Consider the following 18140-nt stretch of genomic DNA (forward strand, 5'->3'; position numbering starts at 1 on the left):
AGCGAGTTATACGATAAAATAAATCAAAAAAAGCCTAATAGTGCAATAAATGCAGTTTGATGAATTATTTTCTCCCGCCGCTGTCAGCGGGACTCACTTTTTTTCTTCAGCAAAAAAAAGTAAGCAAAAAATGCCGTCGCTGCGTACAGTTCTCCGACAGTTAGTGCGAGTATTTAAATCATCTCTTCCGAACTGTACGAGGCGATTTTGACTTATATGATAATTTATGCTTTAAATTCACATATGTGAAATCAAATCGCACAACGGGTATTAGTAATACTACAATTTTACCAAGCACAGCATTTATTAACCCTCCAACAGATTGTGTAATAGCATCAAATAGAGTGTTTAATGTTCCAAGAGAACAGACCAGAATTTCAGTTGGTGGTAACATTTGATGAAGTAGGGGATAAAACAAAAGTAGTTTTCCAAATGATTTTTAATACTCCAAATGAATGCAATAAAGTAAAGGTTATTGCTATTGATGCCAATGAAGAAAACTTCGATAAATTAGAAGAGGAATTAAAGAAAATGGTTTAACATTCAACGATGAGTTTTAATTTCGCATAAGTTGGAGTATATTCCGGTTTAGCAATTACCATTTTATAAATGACATTTTACATAACTGCCTTATTATTGGGTTTAAGTCTCTCTGCCATCGCCATGGGGATTTTTATTTCCATGAAGATCTTTAACATACCTGACATTACAACCGATGGAAGTTATACACTTGGGGCTGTTATTACAGCAATTTGCTTGAGTAACGGCTATTCGATTATTGTTACTTATTTATTGGCCGTTGCCGGAGGTGCATTGGCCGGAAGCATTTCAGGGTTTATTCATACCCGTTTAAAAGTAAATGCTTTATTAGCTGGAATATTAGTTATGACAGCTTTATATTCTATCAACCTTAGCATATTAGGCCGCTCTAACTTACCATTATTATCTGTTAGCAACATTTTTCAGGTTTTTTCATTTAGTGCTGATATGGATATCAACAGTTTTATAGTGCTATTGATCATCATTGGTATTTTATGGTGTGGATTATCATTATTGCTGAAAACTGATTTTGGATTAGCCATGCGAGCAACAGGAAATAGTGAGGCAATGATCCGGGCGTTAGGCGTAAATACTAACCGAATGAAAATTATTGGCTTAGCGATTTCCAATGGATTAGTGGCAACGGCAGGTTTCTTGGTAGCTCAATACCAGGGTTTTGCCGATATTAATATGGGAATAGGTATTGTAATTGTGGGCCTAGGCTCTGTAATGATAGGTGAAACGTTAAACAATTGGCTAGCTATCCGGAGTGTATGGTTGCAAGTTTTATTGGTTGTTATGGGAGCAGTGGTATTTCAACTGGTATTAGCCTTTACGTTATCGTTGGGTGTTGATCCAAACTTGCTAAAATTGTTTACAGCAGTTTTTGTATTGATAATTGTAAGTATTCCTCAACTCCGACTCCGCAAAGAATAATGATAAACGTAAATAATGTTTCCAAGAGCTTTAATAAAGGTAACGCAAATGAAGTTAAAGCGTTAACGAATGTTGATTTAGCTATAAACGCTGGAGAGTATGTGGTAGTAGTTGGCGCCAATGGTTCAGGTAAATCTACCTTTTTGAATTTAATTGCAGGGAGTACTTTACCTACAGAAGGGAAAATTATACTGCAAAATAATGATGTGACTAACCTTAAGGAATACGAGCGGAGTAAATGGATTTCCCGCGTGTTTCAAAATCCATTAATAGGTACAGCTCCTGATCTGACTATTCTAACAAATTTCAGGTTGGCCTCACTGCGAACTCAGTCGAAGAAGCTGATAATAGGAACGGATAAGCAATTTGCAGAAAGGGTTAAGGAAAAGATTTCAATATTGAAAATGGGCTTGGAAAACAAGTTAGACCAGCCTATGGGAAGTCTTTCCGGCGGACAACGTCAGGCTTTAACATTGTTAATGAGTGTGATGGATGAAGCTAAAATATTGCTTTTAGATGAACCTACTGCTGCGCTCGATCCCAGATCGGCCAATTTAATAATGACTACTGCCGACAAGCTCATCAAAGAATACGGTCTTACGGCTTTGTTGGTAACACATAATCTGAAAGATGCTCATACTTACGGAAACCGGATTTTACAATTTGCAGAAGGGAGAATTATCAGAGATGTTCCAACTCAGGAAAAACAGCAATTGGAACTGAATGATTTATTTAACTGGTTTGAGTAGACCTCATCCCCGGCCCTTCTCCTCAAGGAGAAGGGTTGGGGATGAGGTAAATTATTTCTTATAATCAAACTTAAACTTGCTTAAATCAGGTAATTGTTTCTTCGTACGGTTTACTTCATAATCATAGATCAGTCGCCCCAAATTACCCATAAAAGGATAGCAAATAGTTTCATATTCATATTTGCTATCATTAAAAATGCCGTCAGCATTGCTGAAAACTACTGCCGAAAGCATAAACTCAACCTTTTTATCAAAATCTACGATATAAGCATTGTCGATCAGATAGCCATAGGAATCACCAATCTTATTAAAGATACGGATATTAGCAGGTATATTATCAGTTTTATCACCAAACATCAAAAATTTAACAATAGAAGGTTTGTATTCCTTAGCATTGCTATAATCAGGATGTTTGCTTTCCGCAGGCAGCATTGACATGTATTTGTACAGAAAGTTATAATCGTCATTCGTAAGGTTAAAACGCTGTGATGAGGGAACCGTTTCAGGAAACATTAGTGTGCGAAGCAATTTTTGTTGCTCTTCTAACGGATAACAATTTTTTAGTCCGAAGTTAAACGGTTTATAGATAATCGAATCTTTTGAATTCATATAGCCAATTCCCCTCATGATCGGCTTCAAACCCTTGAAATAATCCGTTTCATTATAAATCTGCGGCTGGCTATAAACGATTTTTTTTTCATTATAAAACTGAATGGGATTGGTATAGCGAGCGGTAATGGTATCGTCACCAACAATGTACCTGGTTAATATTCTTACATCATTAAACCCTTTTTGCTTTAAGGTTTCGTTAATGTACTGCTGACCTAAAAACTCATATAAGCGGTTATATCCATCATTGTCGCTTACCAACAAAATCTTCTTAATATACTGTCCAATTGAAGGCAAGGAATTTACAGCAGAAGTATCAGTGCTCACGGCAATTTGTTTACGAGATGCACTATCAATCTTTAATGGAGTTTCCTTTGTTAATCCTTTAATATTAAGATTGTTTATTTTCTCTAGTGAAAGTAATGATAAAGGTAGTTTTACAGTACTTGCAGGGAAAAAGTAACGGTTCCGATCTACATTATAAGTATAAGTGGTAAATGAAGGTTTATTATTCTTATCTCGGTCTATCTGAGTATAAACAATCTGAACCTCATGTTTAGTTGAGTCATTTAAAATTATATTAAACAATTCCGGTTTTGACTTTAACAGTTCCTCTATTAAATTTTCTTTTTGTTGTGCATTTGCATAATTGAGACAGCATAAAGTGATAATAGTTAACCAAATAAGTTTTTTCATATAATGGGTTTAAGCAAACCTCAATTTCAATTTTTGCAATTAATAAATCAAGTCCTAATTTTACATCGCATTTGGTCTCCGGTTTTTGTCCGGAGTTAAAAGGGAATCAGGTGAAAATCCTGAACAGGCCCGCTGCTGTAAGCTCAGTTAAGCATTCTATGTTTAGCTATGTCCGTCAACCTAACGCCACTGTTGCAGAGATAACTCTTAAAAATGGGAAGGCGACGGAAAAGAGTAAGTCAGAAGACCTGCCAAAGCATTCAATTTATTCATGGCTTTCGGGGACCAAAGCTTGAATGTGAATACTCTTTTTTGACGTATTTTCATTTGTCTTCCTTGTTGGTTATGAGTTTTTTATTAACCTCATAAACTATCAAAAATTGAAAAAAACCTTTACACTTTTTGCCTTAACGGTTACAACCTCATTAGTAGCCTATTCACAAGAGAAAAAATTAGCTCTTGATGAAGTTACTGTAACGGCTACGAAATTTGCGAAGAAGCAATCAGAAACAGGAAAAGTAGTTTCTGTTATTAGCCGTGAAGAATTAGAACGAAGCTCAGGGAAAAGTATTTTGGATATCCTGAACATTCAGCCTTCATTAAATTTTAACAATGCTAACGGAAACAGAGGTGGCAATATTTCTACTTATCTACGTGGTTCGCAAACTGGTAATACGCTTATCCTTATTGACGGAATTCCCGTAAATGACCCTTCACAAATCACCAATGATTATGATTTGAATTTGATTGCTGTAGATATGATTGATCATATTGAAATATTAAAAGGAGGTCATTCAACATTATATGGTTCTGATGCAGTTGCGGGAGTAATCAACATCATCACAAAAAAAGGCGGTGCTAAGCCTTTTAATATAAACGCATTAGTTACAGCAGGTAGTTATAAGGATTTTAAAGAAAGTCTGGGCATATCCGGTTCTTTATCCCGCGTCGATTATAATTTTTCGGTAACTCATGAATATTTAAAAGGCTTTTCGGCGGCGAAAGACACGGTGAAGAAACACCTATCAGACGAACAAAAGTTTGATGATGATCATTTCAAATTGCAATCATTAAATTTCAATATGGGTATTAAGGCCACTGAAAATTTGATGATCAGACCATTTGTGCGTTATAGCAAAACAAATATGGCTGTTGACTATGGTGCTTTTACAGATGATAGAGATTATACAGGTGAATCATCAGATCTTAGTGCAGGTTTTAGCAGTAATCTGAAAATAAAGTCATCAGATCTGTTCTTGAATTATAATTACAGTGATGTTAAACGATCATTTTTAAATGATTCAATCGCAGGCCCCAAAGAATACAGCTCTAATGATACCAAAGGACTGGCCCATAATGTTGATCTTTATGGAAGATTCCTTTTAGTAGACCATTTGGAGTTGCTAACTGGAGGCAGTTTTCGATACGCTAACACAAATCAGGCAAATAATAGTATAAGTCAGTACGGTGTTTATAAGACTGAATTAAATAGTGATTCAGCCAAAAATTCATTAAGCAGCCTTTATGCCTCGGTATTTCTAAAAGATATCAAAGGTTTTAACCTTGAGTTAGGGGGGCGTTTTAACTATCACAGTATTTATGGTAATAATTTTACCTATACAATTAATCCATCGTTAATTATTGAAGAGAATACAAAAGTTTTTGTCAACATTTCTTCAGCATTTAAAATTCCAACATTATACCAATTATACGCACCGGTATATGGTAATCCGAATTTGAATCCGGAAAAAGTACAAACATTTGAAGCCGGGTTTCAAACTGTTTTCGCTGACGGCAAAGCGAAACTAGGTTTAAATGCATTTAAACGTAAGGGTAAGGATGTAATAGCATTCACAACTAAATACGTAAATTATAATAAGCAGGACGATCAAGGAATGGAAGTTGAAGGTGAGGTTGAAGTAATCAAGGATTTGAGCGTCAAAGCTTCTTATGCACTGGTTTATGGCAAAGTAACTACGGCAACCAGTTCTTTTAATAACCTTTACCGAATGCCAAGAAACTCCTTCATTTTTAATGCAGGCTATAAGGTAACCGATAATTTATTTATCTCGACCAATCTGAAAGTTGTTGGTCAACGAGTGGATCCATATTTTGATACCAATACTTTTCAGTCGGTTAATTTAACATTGGATAAGTACTTCTTATTGGATGCTTATGCAGAATATAAATTCAAGATGTTTAAGGTATTTGTTGACTTTAGAAACATCACAAACGAACAATACACGGAAATTACAGGCTATAATACCCGTGGATTTAATCTGAATGGAGGTCTTTCTTTTACGTTGTAATTTAGATGGGAGATATGAGATTTGAGATTCGAGACTTTTTGAATTTAATAAGTAACGTCTTAGAAATTGATGAGATTCTGAAGATAGGATTGAGATGTAAGACTTTCAAATCGTTAAGCAGGTCCAAAATCTCAAATCCCATATCTCAAATCTAACATCTCACATCTCAAATCTAACTCAAATATGAAAGCAGCAATGTTTTGGAGTGGAGGCAAAGACTCTTCATTTGCTTTGTACAAAGTTTTAAAGGAGACTGAAACGGAGGTTGCTTTCCTGGTCACTACCATTAATGAGGAGTATAGGCGAATATCAATGCATGGAATTCGTGAAAATCTTCTGGATGCCCAGGTTGCAAGCATTGGTATTCCTTTAAAGAAAATGCTTGTACCTAAGGAATGTACCAATGAGCTTTATGAAGAGAATCTGCTACAGGTATTTGCCGAATTAAAAAAAGAAGGTGTTGAGGCAATTATTTATGGAGATATTTTCCTCGAAGATTTAAAAGTATACCGTGAAAAGTTACTGGAAAAAGCCGGATTGACAGGCTTGTTTCCACTCTGGAAAGAAGATACTGCGTTATTGGTTAATGAATTTATTGCGCTTGGTTTTAAATCCATTTTATGTTGTGTGAAATCTGATTTGCTGGCAAAAGAGTTCGCCGGAAAATTGATAACGGAAGAGCTGATTAATCAACTGCCTGCTGATGTAGACTCTTGTGGCGAAAATGGAGAATTTCATAGTTTTTGTTATGCCGGACCTATATTTAAACAGGAGATTAAGGTAGAAATCGGTGAAACGGTTTTTAAACCTTATGAGGTAAAAACGGCACAAGATTTATTTCAGCATGGATTTTGGTTTACAGATTTATTGGTACATCAGTAATCAATATCTTAAATTGCTGAAGATTTAAAAGATATCGATGAAAAAGCTAGTCATACTTACAGGAGCTGGAATTAGTGCAGAAAGTGGTTTGAAAACCTTCAGAGATAGTGATGGACTATGGGAAGGGTATGATATAAACGAAGTTGCTACGCCTGAAGGCTGGCGTCGTAATCCTGAATTAGTGCAGGATTTTTATAATATGCGACGTAAGGCTGTTGTTGAAGCTCAACCCAATGCCGCACATTATGCTTTAGCCGATCTTGAGAAATATTTTGAGGTAGTTATAATAACGCAAAATATTGATAACCTGCATGAAAAAGCCGGATCGACCAATGTATTGCATTTGCATGGTATCATTACTAAATCACAGAGTAGTTTAGATCCAAACCTTACCTATGATATTCAGGGTTATGAAATCAAGATGGGGGAGAAGTGCGAAAAAGGTTCTCAGCTTCGTCCACATGTAGTTTGGTTTGGTGAAGCTGTTCCAATGATTGATCCGGCTGCAAAACATTGTTCAAAAGCCGATTATTTTGCAGTTATCGGAACATCATTACAAGTTTACCCGGCTGCTGGCTTAATGAATTTTGTCCCTTTTAAAATACCAAAGTTCTTGGTTGATCCCAATGCTCCCGATGTGAAAAATGGAGTAACCATAATTAATGAGAAAGCCAGTATAGGAGTTCCATTAATGGCGGAGCAGTTATTGAGTTTACTTAAGTAGAAAAGCAAACTCAAAGGTGCATTTAAAAAACGTACCTTTGTATTTTTACAGGAGAGACAAATGGAGAATAATACAGAGGTTTACGAGTTGTTTTTTGACCGTTTGAGAGCAAGTTTAGAAAAAGATTCCTTCTCAAAATTAACCTTAGCCAAAACAATTGGCAATACAGATTTACTCAATATTTATGTAAAACCTGTACAATTAAAGCAGGGACTTAAGCTTTCTCTTACCTATCACTATAAAACTCAGGATAAGGTGGAGAATTTAGATATTGAAAATGCAATTTCTGTTCTTGAAACCTATATAAATAATCCCTTTTTATCTGCGATCTTATTTACTACGGAAGCCGATATTGCTTTGAAACTGAATAAAAAGCGTATTCCTTCAATCATAGAAACGAAACCAACTTTTAAGCAATCGGCAAGTCAAATGCATGATGAAGCTAAAGTTCGTCTGGTTGATGCAAAGGATGCTAAGTATTTGTTTTATTTAGGAGTAACGGATGAAAAAGGAGAAGTGATTAAATCAATGGCGGATAAATACCGTCAGATCAATAAATATATTGAGATCATTGAGAGCCTTGTTAAAAATGCGAAAGTTTCAACAGATAATTTTTTAGCAATCGATATGGGGTCAGGCAAAGGCTATCTGACTTTTGCTCTTTATGATTATTTGGTAAACAAACTGGGTATTAAAGCTAAAGTGACTGGAATTGAATTGCGGGAAGATTTAGTGACACTTTGTAATTCAATCGCTAAACAATGTGGTTTTGATGGGTTAACATTTGTTTCTGAACGCATTGAGAATGTAAAAATAGATCATATTGATTTGTTGATAGCATTGCATGCGTGTGATACAGCAACAGATGATGCATTATTTAAGGGAATCAGTGCCGGTGCTCAACTTATCGTTTGTGCTCCTTGTTGTCACAAACAAATTCGCAAGCAAATTAATTGCTCAACTGAATTAAGTGCTGTATTAAAACATGGTATTTTTGAAGAGCGTCAGGCAGAGATGATTACCGATGGCTTACGTTCATTATTATTGGAGAGTCAGGGTTATAAATCAAAGGTTTTTGAATTTATTTCAAATGAGCACACCCGTAAAAACGTCATGATCGTTGGAACAAAAACGAAAGAAAAGAATGAACGGGAGACAATAAAGCAGCAGATTGATCAGCTTAAAGCCGCGTACGGAATTAAGGAGCAGCAATTAGAGCAACTATTGTCGGCAAATGGGGTTTTATAATTAAAGAGTTTCAATAAAATAAAAAAGGTCATCTTGGTTAAAACCGAGATGACCTTTTTTATTCAGTTCTTTTTATAAAGATTATCTTGTTGCTAAAACAGGATATTTTCTTTCTAATAAATAATATCCACCGAAGAAAACAACGTTGAAAAATGCAGTTCCTGCTAATGTATTCCAGAAGAAAGGAATAGCAGCTACATAACATTCTATTAAACCAGCACCGCTTTTAGGGTATAAGGTCGTTCCATACCATACAAAGAAGTTACTCACAACAAAGAATAACACAGATGCCGCAACAGTTGCAACGGCAACACTTTTAATACCTACGTTATTACGCATTAAAAATCCGATGATCACAATACCAACAAAGCTGATGTAAACAGAAGGAATAAATCCATATGGAATGAATAGATCGCTGATAAACATGGCAACCAACGGTAAAACGATTGCTAAACGTTTATCACTGTACATAGCACCTCCAAACAATGCTAATGAACCAATTGCTGTAAAGTTAGGCGGATGAGGTAAAAAGCGGGTTATTGCTGCTGCAATTATAATAAGAGTTACCACCGCAAAGCGTGGGTTAATTAGTTTATTTTCCATATTCAAAAATAAAAAAATATATAAATAGTTGTGACTTATCTGTTAAGATTAAACGATTGATTCTTTATAATTATTTAAATTTATAGTCTTCTATAGTTGTTCTAGTTGATCTGCAAAATCATTATTCATTTGTTTGAATCTTTCCATTACTGTGGTTAGAAAAGTTTCATTTAGCATTTTCTTAACATCTTCCAGTCCGAAGATAAGATCCATTTCGGCCACCTTATAAGTTTGTTCCAGGTTTCCCTTTTCAAATTTTAGTATGAATTTCTGGTTCATAGCTAAAATACTGAGTTTAAAGCCCGGGAAGCTTATTTCTTCAATTACTCTCATGTCGTCAAAGCTATAAAATAAAAAAGAATCAAAAGGATAAAGGCTGACATAAATCACCTTTCCCTTTTGATTCTCTTATGTTTTAATCTACAGAAATGTTATTTCCAAAGTTTTTCAGGATAAACACCCTGAGCAATCAGTTTTTTAAGTTCATTGCTAACAAACTCTTTATCTTCTGTATAAGTAACACCAAACCAGGTTCCATCATTTTCGAATACTTTAACAACTGCCGATTTATCATCGATCATTTGTTGTACAGGAAGAGGGATAAAGTATTCTGATTTAGGATCTTGAGCATTTTCATTCAAGAAATCCACGAAACGATCTTTAAAACGTTTGAATACATCAGGAGTAAAGCCCCAGAAATTCATGGATACAACTGTATTATCAGGTAATATCCCTTTACCGGTTTTATCATCGTACTCAACTTCTCCGCTACCATTGCGCTGAATTTTTGTACGCTCAATAACTTCAGATAAGTTTCCGTTTGCATCTACCTGGCAGCAGCCTCGAGATACCGAACCAAAGTCTGATAACGTATTTCCTAATACGTAACCAACCATTGAATATTGACCTTCTTTTAGATCTGTAGAAAGGTAATCACCTAAAATTTTATAGGCCTCAGGTCCATAATAATCATCAGCATTAATTACAGCGAAAGGAGTTTGAATATTAGCAGCCGCAGCAATAACGGCATGACCGGTACCCCAAGGTTTAGCACGCTCAATACCTGCAGGAATTACATCCGAAGGCTCTTCTAAACGCTGAATGGCATACTCAACTTCAACACCTGCATTTTTTAGCTTCTGATCAAAAAGATCACGAACATCTTTTTCAATTTCTTCGCGAACGATAAAAACAACTTTTCCAAAGCCTGCTTTAACAGCATCATATAAAGAATAGTCCATTAAGCATTCTCCGTTAGGACCAAATTTGTCAATCTGTTTTACACCTCCGTAACGGCTGCCCATACCAGCTGCTAAAACTAATAATGTAGGTTTCATTTGATAAATATTGTTTCTTTAATGTTAAAAGTTAGATAGAGATAAATTTAAATAATTCAGTTAATAGCCATTTTTAAGCCAAAACGCCGTAAATATCAACATTTAAATTTAAAATTATTATAAAATAATTGATTGTTAATTTAATGGACAAATGCAATAATTGTGCTATTGGTTATATTGTAGATTAAGTATTTTTTAAATTTTGTTAAATAAATTGTTTTAAATATGAAAAATCTTAATTACGTTAGCTTACTTAATAACAAAAACCAATAGATATTTTCAAAATGTCAGACTCTTCAACCTCAACCTTAGCACCTCAACGTGATACACAACCAGTATCTCGTGGCCTATTTTCCCCGATTGTCATAATTGGTGTTCTGTTCTTTATGTTCGGCTTTGTAACATGGCTTAACGGAACACTTATCCAATTTTTTGACTTAGTAGGAGAACAAGCCTTATTAATTCCGTTTGCTTTTTTCATTGCTTATTTTGTTTTAGCATTACCATCCTCTTACATTTTGAAGGTAACAGGCTATAAAAATGGAATGGCTTTAGGATTGTTCATTATGGCAATTGGGTGTTCCTTATTTATTCCGGCTGCAACTACACGCACGTTTGGATTATTCTTAACAGGATTATTTATTCAAGCCTCAGGAATGGCGTTATTACAAACAGCCTGTAATCCATACGTAAGTATTTTAGGTCCCATTGAAAGCGCGGCTAATCGCATTAGCATTATGGGTATTTGCAATAAGTTAGCAGGTATTTTTACTATTTTTCTGGGAGCAGTTATTCTTAAAAATGCTACAAAAATTGAGGAACAATTAAAAGTAACAACAGATGCTGTATTGAAAAATACCATGTTACAAGAACTGGCATCACGTCTAATCATTACATACATCGTTCTAACTATCGTGTTGGTGGTACTGGCCATTGCAATCAAAATGTCTTCACTGCCCGAAATAACGATGGAAGAAGATGAAGCAGATAACAGCACTGTAGCTTCAAGATCGTCAATATTTCAGTATCCACATGTTTGGTTAGGTTTCATCTGCATTTTTGTATATGTAGGAGCCGAGGTAATGGCAGGCGATGTAATTGGGTTGTATGGCAAATCCTCTAATATTCCGTTAGAAGTAACTAAATTTTTTACGCCTGCAACTTTGGTAGCGATGTTAGTAGGTTATATTGTAGGTATTATCACAATTCCTAAATACATATCTCAAGATAAGGCATTGCGAATTTGTGCGATCTTAGGTGCTGTATTTACGGTAGGTGCCTATTTTGCAAGTGGCTATATGGCTATTGCAATGATTGTTTTGCTTGGATTAGCCAATTCATTAATGTGGCCGGCTATATTTCCGCTCGGAATTGATGGTTTAGGGAAGTTTACGAAAGTAGGGGCTGCCATTCTAATCATGGGTATTGCAGGTGGCGCTATAATTCCATTGATATATGGAGGTTTGTATAATCCTAAAGCTATCTTTAGTTTCCTGTATTCACCTTCAATTGACTATAAGCTGGCATTTTTGATTTGTACATTCCCATGTTACCTGTATATTTTATACTATGCGGTTGCGGGACATAAGGTTAAAAATCCAAAATATTTATAATAAATATCATAATTTATAGGGCTTTAACGCCCTATTTTTACCCTGCATTTAGTGTATAAAATACACTAAATGAAAAATTAAACTTCCTACTATTCAAGCGTGTAACAGAGGGAAGTATAATTATCTTTTGAAATTTGAAAATAGTAATTAGATTAGCCAACTGAACTTTTGAAAACAATAGTATCGGCGAAATTTTTAATTAACTTGACGCTGTTTCAAAAGTTTAAAGCTCCCATTAAAATGCTGAAATCAACCAACTGCTTACATGGGAATTTTACGACCAATTGCACAAACACAAAAATTCAATAAACTTGATTGACTTATAACATTATAGTACAGAAAATTCAAAAACCAATTGGGGGCAATTCATCCCCTTAGCTAGCGTTTTCTTCTTTTGGGGATTTGTAGCCGCAAGTAATGATATCTTAATCCCTGTTTTCAAAAAAGCATTTGATTTAACACAAGGAGAAAGCCAATTAGTAGCTTTCGCTTTCTATGTAGCCTATACCGTTGGTTCTCTAATTTATATGGGAATTTCAGTTTTAATAAAAGAAGACTTAGTAAACAAAATAGGGTACAAGAATGGATTGTCGGTTGGATTAGTTATTTCAGCTTTGGGTACACTGTTATTTTATCCGGCTGCGAATACAGGATCATTTGCCTTGATGTTGTCAGGACTTTTTATAGTAGGGCTGGGATTTTCGCTACAACAAACAGTAGCAAATCCACTAGCAATTGCTTTAGGGCCAATTAAAACTGGTTCACAACGTTTAACACTGGCTGGTGGTATCAACAATTTCGGAACCACAATTGGTCCGTTAATTGTAAGTTTTGCCATTTTTGGTTCCAATGCCAATGAGAACACTACTGCCAGTATTGAAAGTGTAAAAATCCCTTATCTTGTGTTAGGACTTGCATTTTTAGTAGTGGGGATTTTATTAAAATTCTCATCATTACCTGAGAGACCAGAACTGGTTGAAGAAGATGATTCTCATGATAAAATAATTGTAAAAAAATCGGCTTTACAATACCCTCAATTAGTTATGGGAATGATTGCCATATTTTTATATGTTGGAGTTGAAGTGTCTACAGCTAGTAATTTACCTGCTTATATGGAAACGGAATTAGGGTTTTTGACCAAAGATGTAGCTCCCTACATTTCTTTATATTGGGCAAGTTTAATGATTGGTCGATGGACTGGGGCAGTTGAAGCCTTTACTGAGAATATGAGCCTCTTAAAAATATTGCGTTTTGTTGCCCCTTACTTTGCTTTTGCAGTGTTTTTGGCCGTAAATGCTATAGCTAAGCATGACTTAACTCCTTTTTATATATATGCATTAGTGATTTTGGTATTAATTGGAGCAGATATGGCAAGTAAAGGAAATCCTTCTAGAATGTTATTAATTTTTTCTTGTTTAGGTATTTTAGCTATTGGCATTGGTATGGTAACTACTGGAATGGTCAGTGTTTATGCATTTACTAGCGTTGGTTTATTTTGCAGTACTCTTTGGCCTTGTATCTTTACCTTGGCAGTAAGTGGACTAGGTAAACACACAAGTCAAGGAAGTAGTTTCCTTATCATGATGATTATGGGAGGTGGTTTTGTTAGTGTATTCCAAGGTAAAATCGCCGAAATTATCGGAATCCAAAGCAGTTACATTGTTGGTGTTATTTGCTTTTCTTATTTAGCGTTTTATGCTTGGAAAGTAAGCAAAATTTTAAAAGCACACGGTATTAATTTCGAATCTAAAGCTGCTGCAGCTCACTAATTAGGTATTATAACATAAAAAAACAGAGAAGGCTGATCAAAATTGATCAGCCTTCTCTGTTTTTTATGTTTCTTGTTAATTAAAACAAACGCTTAATGATTTGAACAATTAATGAAAGTACAATACTAACAAGGATCATTGTAGTTATTGGAAAATAAAACCTCACATTTCCTTTTTCAAAACGAATATCACCTGGTAAATTACCTATCCAATGAAGTTTATCATAAAAGAAATAGATAATTATACCGATCAATAGGATGATTAAACCAATTCCAATTATAATCTTTCCGGTCTCACTGTTCATTGTTAGTTTTGATTTGAGATGTGAGATATGGGATATGAGATATGAGATAAAACTAATAGGCTAATCTAAATCCTTCCATCTTGTTATCTCGAATCTTATATTTCGATGAGAGATTACTAATAGTTTATTTTCCATTTAATTATCTCAAATCTCAAATCTAAATATCTCAAATCTATTTAACACCTAATTCAGTTAAAATGAAATCGGCTTTATCCACTTTCTGGGCAACCCATAATACATAACGAATATCAACACCAATTGAACGGCTATAACTTTCGTTCCAAGCAAAGTCGTTAATTGTTGCACTGTATGCACGATCAAAGTTTACACCGATAAGATTACCGTTTGCATCCATGATCGGACTACCTGAGTTACCTCCGGTGGTATCCATGTTATATAATAAGGCAACCGGTACGTCATCAGCTTTAGGATTCTTGAACATTCCAAAATCTTTTTTCTGATATAGTTCACGAATTACATCCGGATATTTAAACTCCGGATTTCCGGTAGCTCCTTTTTCAATTATTCCTTTAATACCTGTAAAAGGTGAATAATAAGTTGCATCAACAGGGGTGTAACCACGTACATAACCGTAGGTTAAGCGTAATGTACTATTGGCATCAGGAATAAAATCCTTTTTCTTATACAATTCTTTAACAGTAACATAATCGCCCATGAGCTTATTAAGTGTTCCTTCACGTTTTTGCTTGATTGGATCAAGAACAGCCGTTTGTTCGTTAACTTGATTAACGAAACTCATAATAGGTTCATCAAAGGCTAATAATTCTTTTTCAGTACTGCTGTTTAAAAGTTTTGCAGTGAACTCAGAATCTTTTAATGATGTGGTTAAAATGTGGTTAGTTGCTTCTTTGGCACTGGTTTCAATTCCTGTGTCCATTAATAGTAAACGTTGAACAGCATCAACTCTTTGTTCTTGAGGGAGCTTAAATCCATCTAACATCATTCTGTTAAATATCTTTTTATCTGACTCCAATACAAAGCTGTCGTATAAGCCATCAACAACTTTTTTAAAGCGCTCTTTATTTTGCTGGAAATATAGCGTCTTATTTGGAGCAGCTTCAGTTTGTTTTTTTAGAATACTTAATGCATTTGCAATTCCTAACAAGTTAGTACTGCTATAAAGCTCAGATAACCATAAGTCGCGCTGTGCATCTGCAAACACATCTTTGTACAGATTGTCAATGTTTTGTAATAGAGATCCGTATTGTTGGCTTAACTTAGGATCTCCGTTGATGAACTTTTGCATGTCATCATCTTCCGCACGTTTTTGCTCCACCAAACCAATTGAACGTAACCCTTGAAGTTTACCCTGATAATTTTTCAAGCGGTTTGCATTTCTTTTGATACGCGTAGCTTGTTTTAGTTGCAAACCAACATTTCCTGTGCTGGCTTCTTCCATCGACTGGTTTTCAAAAGTATACAGATCAGAAATGTAGGGTAGAAGGTATTTTTCCTGGTATTCAAGATACTGAGCCGGACGGTGACGGAATGTTCGTCCTGGGTATCCTAAAATGAAAACAAAGTCGTTTTCGTTTACACCTTTGGGATTTACTTTTAAGAACTTCTTAGGTTTATATGGTACGTTATCTTTTGAATAAGCAGCAGATGAACCATCTTTTCCAACATAAGCTCTTACAAACGAGAAATCGCCGGTGTGGCGTGGCCATACCCAGTTATCTGTTTCACCACCAAACTCACCAACCGAACGTTGAGGAATATATACAAGACGAATGTCTTTTATGGTTTTATACTTGAATAATACATATGATTTACCCATGAACATTTCTGAAACCTGGGCTTTTATTGTTTTATCCTGAGCTTCAGCTTCACGCTCTAATTCGGTACTTTTATTCTGTATGATACGAATACGTTCTGCAGGATCGTTGGTTGCAGCTGCAGCGTTTAATATCTTCGTAGAAACATCTTCATAAGAATCAGTAATTCTTACTGTTAAACCTTTTGCTTCAATTTCCTGCTCACGTGTTTTAGCAACAAAACCGTTTTCAAGGTAATTATGTTCAGGGGTACTGGCTAATTGTACTGCACTGAAGGCACAATGGTGATTAGTTATGATTAAACCTTCGTTTGAAACAAATGAACCGCTACAACCGCTTATTTGTACCAAAGCATCAATAAGGCTAAGACCGTTGGGGTTATAAATGTCGGATTGGTTGATCTTCAGACCTGCTTTTTTAAGGTCGAGTTTTTTAATCTCACTCAATGGATACATCCCTTCATCAGGCGGATTTACACTTACTGGCGGAGTAAATGCCGATGAAATAACAAGACTTACTCCCAAAGGAATGCTTAATAAATATTTCTTCATGTGCTTACTGAAAATTATAACGGGACTAAGGTACACATAAAATGAAAAAGCCCCACCGGGGTGGCGGGTGCTTTTCCAACAATTAAACCAAACCAAAAACCAAAAAAATCTTTATTTACATAACATTACGTACCACATACTTGTTGTACAGTAAGCGCTTTTTTACAAAGTTTCTTATAGTTATTATACATTCTATAAAAACTATGCCAACAATTAAATAGCTATTAAGAATAATTTTATATTCGCAATGTGTACGAAAAACTGCACGATTTCTGTTTACTATTTTAAACGTAAGATCTAAAAAAAATGGCTGAAGACCTCAAAATCATCGATTCTACCGACAAAAAGCAACAATATGAATCTCTGGTACCGCAGCTTAAAGGACTGTTAAGTGGCGAAGATGATCTTATTGCGAACCTGGCTAATGTCGCTGCGGCGTTAAAACAGGCGTTTAATTTTTTCTGGGTCGGATTTTACCTTGTTAAAGATAATGAATTGGTATTAGGGCCTTTTCAGGGTCCAATTGCTTGTACCAGAATTGGTTTCGGAAAAGGAGTGTGTGGTACATCATGGAAACAACAAGAAATTATTATTGTTGATAATGTTGAAGAATTTCCGGGTCACATCGCTTGTAGTTCACTTTCTAAGTCAGAAATTGTTGTTCCTGTACTGAAAAATGGAATTGTTGTAGCGGTTTTAGACATTGATAGTGATGAGCTGGCTCAGTTCGATGAAACCGATGCTACTTATCTTGAACAGATCGTTAGCTTGCTGAAGTTTTAACTTCTTTACTAAGAATTTGTTGCCTTGGAATTAGTAAACGGAATACGAAAAAAACTCGCTGAAGATTTTTATTTGCGTGATGATGTAGTACAAATCAGTCGCGACCTCTTAGGAAAATACTTGTATACAAAAATAAACGGTGTTGTAACAGGAGGGATGATTACTGAAACGGAGGCCTACCGTGCACCGCTTGACAGAGCTAGTCATGCTTATAATCTCCGACGTACTGCACGTACAGAAACAATGTTCATGCACGGCGGTACTTCGTATGTTTACCTGTGCTATGGAATCCATTCGCTTTTTAATGTGGTTACCAATTACAAGGATATACCTCATGCAGTGCTTATACGATCTATTGAGCCTACTGATGGTATTAACGTTCAGCTCGAAAGAAGAAAATTGAAAAAAGTGGAACCTCGTCTATCTTCGGGACCCGGAGCATTAGCGCAGGCTCTTGATATCACCAGAAAACAAAATGCATTAAGTCTCGATTCAGACGAAATATGGATCGAAAACAATGATGTTTTAATTGATCCGGGAAATATTACGGCAACAACAAGGATAGGAGTGGATTATGCTGGAGAAGATGCAAAATTACCTTGGCGTTTTTACATTACTGATAATATATTTGTCAGTAAGAAAATAAAAGCTGCTAAATTGTAGTGATAATATAGAAAACGCTTTACCAAGG

Annotated in this window: 17 protein-coding genes and 1 riboswitch; of the genes, 11 read left to right on the forward strand and 6 right to left on the reverse strand. The window is 35.3% G+C overall.

The features are described 5' to 3' along the window. Positions 1–351: 351 nt before the first annotated feature. The 3 genes from SOLCA_RS06870 to SOLCA_RS06880 all read left to right on the forward strand — a co-directional run bounded on the left by SOLCA_RS06870 (position 352) and on the right by SOLCA_RS06880 (position 2225). Positions 352–540, forward strand: coding sequence for an SRPBCC family protein (locus tag SOLCA_RS06870; protein WP_042479460.1), 189 nt, complete (start codon positions 352–354; stop codon positions 538–540). 69 nt (positions 541–609) lie between these two features. Further along, on the forward strand, positions 610–1476 hold the full coding sequence (locus SOLCA_RS06875) for an ABC transporter permease (protein WP_014679723.1): 867 nt from the start codon (positions 610–612) through the stop codon (positions 1474–1476). Then, positions 1476–2225, forward strand: a complete 750-nt coding sequence (locus SOLCA_RS06880) for an ABC transporter ATP-binding protein (protein ID WP_014679724.1) — start codon at positions 1476–1478, stop codon at positions 2223–2225. Before SOLCA_RS06875 ends, SOLCA_RS06880 begins: the two co-directional genes overlap by 1 nt. A 51-nt stretch (positions 2226–2276) precedes the next feature. Here the strand turns inward: SOLCA_RS06880 and SOLCA_RS06885 are convergent, their stop codons facing one another. Continuing rightward, positions 2277–3530, reverse strand: a complete 1254-nt coding sequence (locus tag SOLCA_RS06885) for a serine hydrolase (RefSeq protein ID WP_014679725.1) — start codon at positions 3528–3530, stop codon at positions 2277–2279. Positions 3531–3585: 55 nt separating this feature from the next. Beyond that, positions 3586–3800: riboswitch (cobalamin riboswitch) on the forward strand. Positions 3801–3910: 110 nt separating this feature from the next. Here SOLCA_RS06885 and SOLCA_RS06895 point away from each other — a divergent pair. From SOLCA_RS06895 to SOLCA_RS06910, 4 genes are all read left to right on the forward strand, one after another. Next, positions 3911–5839: a TonB-dependent receptor plug domain-containing protein gene (locus SOLCA_RS06895; RefSeq protein ID WP_014679726.1), complete on the forward strand. Its 1929-nt coding sequence runs from the start codon at positions 3911–3913 to the stop codon at positions 5837–5839. Positions 5840–6022: 183 nt separating this feature from the next. Next, the gene (locus SOLCA_RS06900; RefSeq protein WP_014679727.1) at positions 6023–6721 is read left to right on the forward strand and encodes a Dph6-related ATP pyrophosphatase; all 699 of its coding nucleotides are present in this window, start codon (positions 6023–6025) and stop codon (positions 6719–6721) included. 37 nt (positions 6722–6758) lie between these two features. Further along, positions 6759–7445, forward strand: a complete 687-nt coding sequence (locus SOLCA_RS06905) for an SIR2 family NAD-dependent protein deacylase (protein WP_014679728.1) — start codon at positions 6759–6761, stop codon at positions 7443–7445. Positions 7446–7505: 60 nt separating this feature from the next. After that, positions 7506–8693, forward strand: coding sequence for a class I SAM-dependent methyltransferase (locus SOLCA_RS06910; protein WP_014679729.1), 1188 nt, complete (start codon positions 7506–7508; stop codon positions 8691–8693). Positions 8694–8774: 81 nt separating this feature from the next. Here the strand turns inward: SOLCA_RS06910 and SOLCA_RS06915 are convergent, their stop codons facing one another. From SOLCA_RS06915 to SOLCA_RS06925, 3 genes are all read right to left on the reverse strand, one after another. Then, on the reverse strand, positions 8775–9296 hold the full coding sequence (locus SOLCA_RS06915) for a DUF6580 family putative transport protein (RefSeq protein WP_014679730.1): 522 nt from the start codon (positions 9294–9296) through the stop codon (positions 8775–8777). A 90-nt stretch (positions 9297–9386) separates the two neighbouring features. After that, positions 9387–9575 carry a hypothetical protein gene (locus SOLCA_RS06920; RefSeq protein WP_245536758.1) on the reverse strand — a complete coding sequence of 63 codons (189 nt, stop codon included), beginning with the start codon at positions 9573–9575 and terminating at the stop codon, positions 9387–9389. A 152-nt stretch (positions 9576–9727) separates the two neighbouring features. Beyond that, on the reverse strand, positions 9728–10633 hold the full coding sequence (locus SOLCA_RS06925; RefSeq protein ID WP_014679732.1) for a nucleotidyltransferase family protein: 906 nt from the start codon (positions 10631–10633) through the stop codon (positions 9728–9730). Between the two features lie 284 nt (positions 10634–10917). Here SOLCA_RS06925 and SOLCA_RS06930 point away from each other — a divergent pair, with 284 nt between their 5' ends. Next, entirely contained in the window at positions 10918–12246 is a 1329-nt protein-coding gene (locus SOLCA_RS06930; RefSeq protein WP_014679733.1) for a sugar MFS transporter, read from the forward strand. A gap of 368 nt (positions 12247–12614) precedes the next feature. Further along, positions 12615–14015, forward strand: coding sequence for an MFS transporter (locus tag SOLCA_RS06935; protein ID WP_042479465.1), 1401 nt, complete (start codon positions 12615–12617; stop codon positions 14013–14015). A 79-nt stretch (positions 14016–14094) separates the two neighbouring features. Here the strand turns inward: SOLCA_RS06935 and SOLCA_RS06940 are convergent, their stop codons facing one another. Beyond that, entirely contained in the window at positions 14095–14319 is a 225-nt protein-coding gene (locus SOLCA_RS06940) for a DUF2905 domain-containing protein (protein WP_014679734.1), read from the reverse strand. Positions 14320–14491: 172 nt separating this feature from the next. Further along, on the reverse strand, positions 14492–16666 hold the full coding sequence (locus tag SOLCA_RS06945) for a S46 family peptidase (RefSeq protein ID WP_014679735.1): 2175 nt from the start codon (positions 16664–16666) through the stop codon (positions 14492–14494). Positions 16667–16972: 306 nt separating this feature from the next. Here SOLCA_RS06945 and SOLCA_RS06950 point away from each other — a divergent pair, with 306 nt between their 5' ends. Further along, on the forward strand, positions 16973–17449 hold the full coding sequence (locus tag SOLCA_RS06950; RefSeq protein WP_014679736.1) for a GAF domain-containing protein: 477 nt from the start codon (positions 16973–16975) through the stop codon (positions 17447–17449). A gap of 24 nt (positions 17450–17473) precedes the next feature. Beyond that, on the forward strand, positions 17474–18112 hold the full coding sequence (locus tag SOLCA_RS06955; RefSeq protein ID WP_014679737.1) for a DNA-3-methyladenine glycosylase: 639 nt from the start codon (positions 17474–17476) through the stop codon (positions 18110–18112). Positions 18113–18140: the final 28 nt, after the last annotated feature.

Origin of the sequence: Solitalea canadensis DSM 3403 (assembly GCF_000242635.2) — a bacterium.
In the GTDB taxonomy this organism is placed as follows: Bacteria; Bacteroidota; Bacteroidia; order Sphingobacteriales; family Sphingobacteriaceae; genus Solitalea; species Solitalea canadensis.

Excerpts from the sequence above, each read along its gene's own strand:
- SOLCA_RS06870 (WP_042479460.1), top strand. The coding sequence starts at position 352 with ATGTTCCAAGAGAACAGACCAGAATTTCAGTTGGTGGTAACATTTGAT.
- SOLCA_RS06875 (WP_014679723.1), top strand. The coding sequence starts at position 610 with ATGACATTTTACATAACTGCCTTATTATTGGGTTTAAGTCTCTCTGCC.
- SOLCA_RS06880 (WP_014679724.1), top strand. The coding sequence starts at position 1,476 with ATGATAAACGTAAATAATGTTTCCAAGAGCTTTAATAAAGGTAACGCA.
- SOLCA_RS06885 (WP_014679725.1), bottom strand. The coding sequence starts at position 3,530 with ATGAAAAAACTTATTTGGTTAACTATTATCACTTTATGCTGTCTCAAT.
- SOLCA_RS06900 (WP_014679727.1), top strand. The coding sequence starts at position 6,023 with ATGAAAGCAGCAATGTTTTGGAGTGGAGGCAAAGACTCTTCATTTGCT.
- SOLCA_RS06905 (WP_014679728.1), top strand. The coding sequence starts at position 6,759 with ATGAAAAAGCTAGTCATACTTACAGGAGCTGGAATTAGTGCAGAAAGT.
- SOLCA_RS06910 (WP_014679729.1), top strand. The coding sequence starts at position 7,506 with ATGGAGAATAATACAGAGGTTTACGAGTTGTTTTTTGACCGTTTGAGA.
- SOLCA_RS06915 (WP_014679730.1), bottom strand. The coding sequence starts at position 9,296 with ATGGAAAATAAACTAATTAACCCACGCTTTGCGGTGGTAACTCTTATT.
- SOLCA_RS06920 (WP_245536758.1), bottom strand. The coding sequence starts at position 9,575 with ATGAACCAGAAATTCATACTAAAATTTGAAAAGGGAAACCTGGAACAA.
- SOLCA_RS06925 (WP_014679732.1), bottom strand. The coding sequence starts at position 10,633 with ATGAAACCTACATTATTAGTTTTAGCAGCTGGTATGGGCAGCCGTTAC.
- SOLCA_RS06930 (WP_014679733.1), top strand. The coding sequence starts at position 10,918 with ATGTCAGACTCTTCAACCTCAACCTTAGCACCTCAACGTGATACACAA.
- SOLCA_RS06940 (WP_014679734.1), bottom strand. The coding sequence starts at position 14,319 with ATGAACAGTGAGACCGGAAAGATTATAATTGGAATTGGTTTAATCATC.
- SOLCA_RS06945 (WP_014679735.1), bottom strand. The coding sequence starts at position 16,666 with ATGAAGAAATATTTATTAAGCATTCCTTTGGGAGTAAGTCTTGTTATT.
- SOLCA_RS06950 (WP_014679736.1), top strand. The coding sequence starts at position 16,973 with ATGGCTGAAGACCTCAAAATCATCGATTCTACCGACAAAAAGCAACAA.